Source organism: Prevotella amnii CRIS 21A-A, assembly GCF_000177355.1.
Lineage (GTDB): Bacteria > Bacteroidota > Bacteroidia > Bacteroidales > Bacteroidaceae > Prevotella > Prevotella amnii.
This window is the reverse complement of record NZ_ADFQ01000059.1, coordinates 1-5223: the sequence shown is the minus strand read 5'-3', so window position 1 is coordinate 5223 and position 5223 is coordinate 1. Positions and strand designations below refer to the sequence as shown.

At 35.5% G+C, this 5223-nt stretch carries 4 protein-coding genes; all 4 read left to right on the top strand.

Features of this window, described 5'->3' with window-relative positions:
* Positions 1-805 (top strand): outer membrane beta-barrel protein (locus tag HMPREF9018_RS05535; protein ID WP_008449160.1); only part of this gene is annotated, 805 nt, incomplete at its 5' end.
* Positions 806-815: 10 nt separating this feature from the next.
* Complete coding sequence (locus HMPREF9018_RS05530; RefSeq protein ID WP_232724647.1) at positions 816-1493, top strand: hypothetical protein; 678 nt, start codon at positions 816-818, stop codon at positions 1491-1493.
* Between the two features lie 6 nt (positions 1494-1499).
* Positions 1500-3710 carry a peptidase domain-containing ABC transporter gene (locus tag HMPREF9018_RS05525; RefSeq protein ID WP_008449157.1) on the top strand — a complete coding sequence of 737 codons (2211 nt, stop codon included), beginning with the start codon at positions 1500-1502 and terminating at the stop codon, positions 3708-3710.
* Positions 3711-3981: 271 nt separating this feature from the next.
* The gene (locus tag HMPREF9018_RS05520; RefSeq protein ID WP_024992763.1) at positions 3982-5169 is read left to right on the top strand and encodes an IS256 family transposase; all 1188 of its coding nucleotides are present in this window, start codon (positions 3982-3984) and stop codon (positions 5167-5169) included.
* The last annotated feature ends 54 nt before the right edge of the window (positions 5170-5223 follow it).

Sequence of the window (5223 nt, the reverse complement as noted above, 5' to 3'; positions counted from 1 at the left end):
TAATAATTTATTCCCGTCATTAAATATTTCATTTCATCCAAATGATGTTACTAGTGTATCGTTGGGCTATAGACAAACCGTAAGAAAACCAAACTATGGTGAACTGAATGATAACATAGAATATCAAAGTCGATACTACTATGTTCAAGGAAATTCCATGTTAGATTATTCTTATACGAATTCAATTAATATGTTAGCATCATACAAAAAATTACGCTTTATCGCTTCATGTGATTTCGTTAATGATGACATAGCAATGAAGAGAAGTTTAATGGGAGCGTCAAAAGATATTGTGTTATCTCAGGCTGTAAATATATCAAATTACAAACGCTGGAGTGCTGGGGTAAACTGGTGGAAGCATTTTGGTTTCTATACTCCGTACCTTGAGATTGGACTTGGTGGGCAAACTTTCTCATATACTTATATGGATGCCCTCTATCATTTCAATCATCCATATGTGAATTTCAAAGTGCATAATACTTTCGAGTTAAAAAACAATTTAAGTATTATGCTATTTGTGGATTATTATGGCAAGAATTCTTCTCTCTTTAGGGAGGTTACAGAGCAGTGGAATACTCAAGTTTCGCTTTCAAAAAATATAAAAAATTGGTTTGTTACATTATCAATGAACAATGTTTTATGCCCTCGCTCACGTACTAGTACAACGAAATGTGGCTGGATAAATGACGTCTCATATAGCAATAGAGATAACGATAATATTTTCATTCTGGTTTCTTATACTTTTAATTATAAACAAAAAAAACATCTTTCAAATACCAAGTCAAATGAAATACATCGATTCTAATAAATATACAATGAAATCTGTAATAGTTATAATGTTGGCTACTTCCCTATTTATAGGATGCAGTAGCTCTAATTTCGAATTTATAGATCCATCAGAGCTAAGCGTGAACGAAAATACATTTGAGGTCATCAATTTTAAGACGAATGTTAAATATCCGTTGAGAAAAGATTTACTGTCGCCTAATTATACTGGTGGTTATACGTTAAATTTTATAAACCAGTCGAATTTTAATAATCAATATGCGGCTTATGATTTGATTAAAGCAAGCATCAACCAACTACCATTTAAGGACAAGAGGGTAGAATTTGTGGCTGCTGATAAATTTATTATCTTAAGACTTAACAGCGAAAATCAAGAATGGGCGCCTAACTACTCTCTGAATATCAATGGTGATTGTGTAGTAGAATTAGCTGATGAATGGAATGGCAAACGTAAACTACAGATTGGAGACTTTTGGCGAAACCTCATTATCTCGCCATCAAAGAAACGAGTGTTGTGTGTTGATCGTCTAATGCTTAAGGGTAATTTCTACGCTATTGTTTATATCTTGCAAGCAGATAAAAAAAACTATCCTTTCCCTGCTCTATATCATTGGGATGTAACGCAACCGGAGATGCTTCCTAACATATGGATATCCCTCGAAGGCTTTACAGATATAACTAGGAAATTGATAGTAGCCAACCAATGACAAAAAATGAAGAGATTTCCAGTTTTGCAACAATATGACGCAATGGACTGCGGTCCGACGTGTTTAGCCATGATTAGTAAGTATTATGGCAAAAACTATAATATAGAACACCTTCATGATTTATGCCATATATCTAATGAAGGTGTATCTTTATATGGTATTAGTATAGCTGCCGAGAAAATTGGATTCCATACTGTTGGTACTCAATTGAGCCTTATTCAATTGATTGATGAGATGCCTTTACCCTGTATTCTTCATTGGAATCAAAACCATTTCACAGTGCTATATAAAATTAAGAAGACGAAGAAGGGTTGCACGTTTTACATTGCTAATCCTGCTGGCGGAGTTAGAATGGTATTTAATGAATGGGAATTTAGTTCAAGTTGGTTGAATGGCACAGACGAACATGGTCAATCAACAGGTGTCGCCTTATCCTTACAACCTACTCCATTATTTTATGAAAAGCGAGGAGATCAAAAATTAAAGAGAAATGAAAAGAAAACACTTGTATTTCTCTTTTCTTATCTTAAGCCATATAAAAGGAAGATAATACTATTACTGTCAGTGATGGTTTGTGGTGCAACAATTCAACTTATGTTACCTTTTCTGACACAAGCAATTGCAGATTGGGGTATCAAGGGAAAAGACATTAATATCATCCTGCTAATCCTTATTGGGCAACTTTCTTTAGAGTGTGGTCAAGCTATTGTCAGTTTTATTCGTAGTTGGACATTGTTGATTATTGGGACTAAGACTAACATAGCCTTGATTTCTGATTATTTAATGAAATTGATGAAATTACGAATATCTTTTTTTGACACTAAACTTAATGGCGATATTATACAGCGTATCAATGACCATTCGAGAATCCAGGCATTTTTGACAGACTCAAGTCTTGACACTTTGTTTTCAATTGTGAGTATGATCGTATTAGGTGTAGTCATACTCATATATAACTGGATAGTTGCTTTAATATTTTTTACTGGAAGTGTATTATACATATGCTGGGTATGGAGATTCATGAAAAGAAGGGAATTACTTGACCATAAGATATTTTCTTTGAATTCTGCTAATCAAAGTAGTGTTATTCAATTAATATCAGGAATGCAGGAAATTAAATTAAATGTGTGCGAACAACAAAAAAGATGGGAATGGGAGAGTATACAACGAAATATTTATCGCCTATCGATAAGAGGTCTTAAGTTATCTCAGTATCAGCAATCTGGAGGTTTTTTCCTCAATCAGGTAAAAAACCTCATCATAACAGCACTTGTAGCAACCTTGGTTGTCAAAGGTAAAATAACCTTTGGCATGATGCTAAGCATTCAGTATATTGTAGGTATGCTGAATAGTCCTGTCGAACAATTGATTAATTTCTTTCGACAGTATCAAGATGCAAAATTAAGTATTAACAGACTTCAGTATGTTTATGAGGAAAAAAATGAAGATGATGAGACCAAAGTAGGCACGGACTCCATGCAAGATGGTGACATTATATTGCACCATGTCACGTTTAGATATGACAAATTGAGCTCTAAACCGACTTTAAATGATATCAATCTAAAAATACCAGAAGGCAAGGTAACCGCAATTGTAGGCCTTAGCGGTAGTGGAAAAACTACTATCCTAAAAATGATTCTTGGGTTTTATTGTCCTGATAAGGGGAGCATCGAAATTGGGGGAGTCAATTTGGAATCTATGAATAAAAGAGAATGGAGAAAATGTTGCGGCACTGTTATGCAAGAAGGCTATATCTTCTCTGATACAATTAAAAATAATATTACATCGGGAATTGAACCATCAAATACAGAATTAGTTAAGAAATCTGCTAAAATTGCTAATATTAATGATTTTATTGAAGAATTACCGTTGAAGTACAAAACAAGAATTGGAAACGATGGTCATGGTCTAAGTTTAGGCCAGAAACAACGAATTCTCATTGCGCGAGCTATCTATAAAAACCCTAAGTATATTTTATTGGATGAAGCCACAAATTCTCTCGATGCTAATAATGAACATGAAATCATGGAAAATTTGAATAATTTTATTAAGGGGAGGACTGCCATCATCATTGCCCACAGACTTAGCACTGTGCGAAACGCTGATAATATAGTTGTTTTAAAGGATGGTAAAATCTGTGAACAGGGCGACCATATAACCATGATTAGTAAAAAAGGCGTCTATTACCAACTGGTGAAAAATCAGCTTGACATTTAACATATTTAATGTTCAAGAATGCTTTGTATAGAATCTTTTATGCATGTGAAATAGCTGCATAGGATAATCTTTTCGGAACATGATTAATGGATAAAGGGGTACTTCACTGCCTTCACTTTAGTATTGGTATGCCCCTCTCCATTGTCCAGTTCGGCATCGACATAAGGGAAATTTACACTTTCTAGTTGAATTCACCGGGTACTGTCCTATAAAAGTGTATAAGCCCATATTTTTATTATCTTTGTATTTGAAATATAAAATAAGATAAGAAATGGAACTTACACAATTACAAATTTCGAAAATTATTTCTAATTACACAAGCAGTAGTGAGGGTTTTGTAACTCTTCAGTCTTTAATCATGAATTCATTGATGTTTCACGAGCGTGAATTATTCGTCAGTGAAAACAAAGATGAACAATGCAATGGCTTTCGTAGTCGTCGCTGGTATAGTCATGGCTTTGAGTTTTCTCTTCGCATTCCCCGTAGCCGTAGTGGTAATTTCTACCTTGTCCTTCTTGGATTGATACGTAACGAAAGCGAGGAACGCGCGCGTCTATTCAATCTTCTTTATACGAAGGGACTCACAACAGAACAGATAGGCGAGGTTTATGAGTGTGTCTATGGTCGTTCCTACAGCAAACAACAGGTTTCCTATTTGGCAAACAGTTGTCGTGATGATGTCGAGAAATGGCTTTGCCGTAATCTTTTCTTTCACTATCTGGCAGTCTATATCAATGCAACCTTCATCTCCACCCGTAGGGACAGACAGGTGTCAAAAGAAGCCTATTATACGATATTGGTCGTACTTGAGGATGGCAGCAGAGAGGTGCTTTCAGTAGTCAACCATCCCACCGAGGGTGCCCTATGCTGGAAAGACGAGCTTGATACTCTAAAAGATAGAGGAGTTAAGGAAATAGACCTGGTTATCTCTGATGCACTAACAGGCATAGAGAACGCCGTCTGTGCTGCTTTCCCCTGTGCCGCACATCAATTTTGTGTAGCACACCTCAAGCGTCAGGTTATCAATAGTGTTGCCCACAAGGACAAGCCCGCCATAGCCAGTGAACTCTCAGAAGTCTTTCGTATGGAAGATGATAGTATGGATTCCTTGTGGGGATACGAACATTTTGTTACTTTTGTAGACAGATGGGAAAAGAAGTATCCAACCCTCAAGAAATACAAGGCAGAAAGAAATACGGCATATTTCACATATATGGACTTTCCAAAAGAAGTGCAAAGGTGTATATACACGACTAACAGGATTGAAAGACTCAACAGAAAGTATAAAAGGACTATCAATATGAGAACATCCATGCCATCAGCACAAGCTGTTATATTTCTCTTGGGATCAGTGGCAATGGAAGAAACAAAAAATGCTTACAAAAAGAAAATATACCAGTTTAAAAGTTGGAAGAATATAAACGAAAATGGAAATACAAAGGATAAAAGAGAAGAATAGCTTACACACTTTTAAGGACAGTATCACACGTAGAGAAATCAAGGCAATTGGAAG

What these genes read in the sequence shown, in the direction of transcription:
- HMPREF9018_RS05530 (WP_232724647.1), top strand. Translation starts at nt 816, where the DNA reads ATGAAATCTGTAATAGTTATAATGTTGGCTACTTCCCTATTTATAGGA.
- HMPREF9018_RS05520 (WP_024992763.1), top strand. Translation starts at nt 3,982, where the DNA reads ATGGAACTTACACAATTACAAATTTCGAAAATTATTTCTAATTACACA.
- HMPREF9018_RS05525 (WP_008449157.1), top strand. Translation starts at nt 1,500, where the DNA reads ATGAAGAGATTTCCAGTTTTGCAACAATATGACGCAATGGACTGCGGT.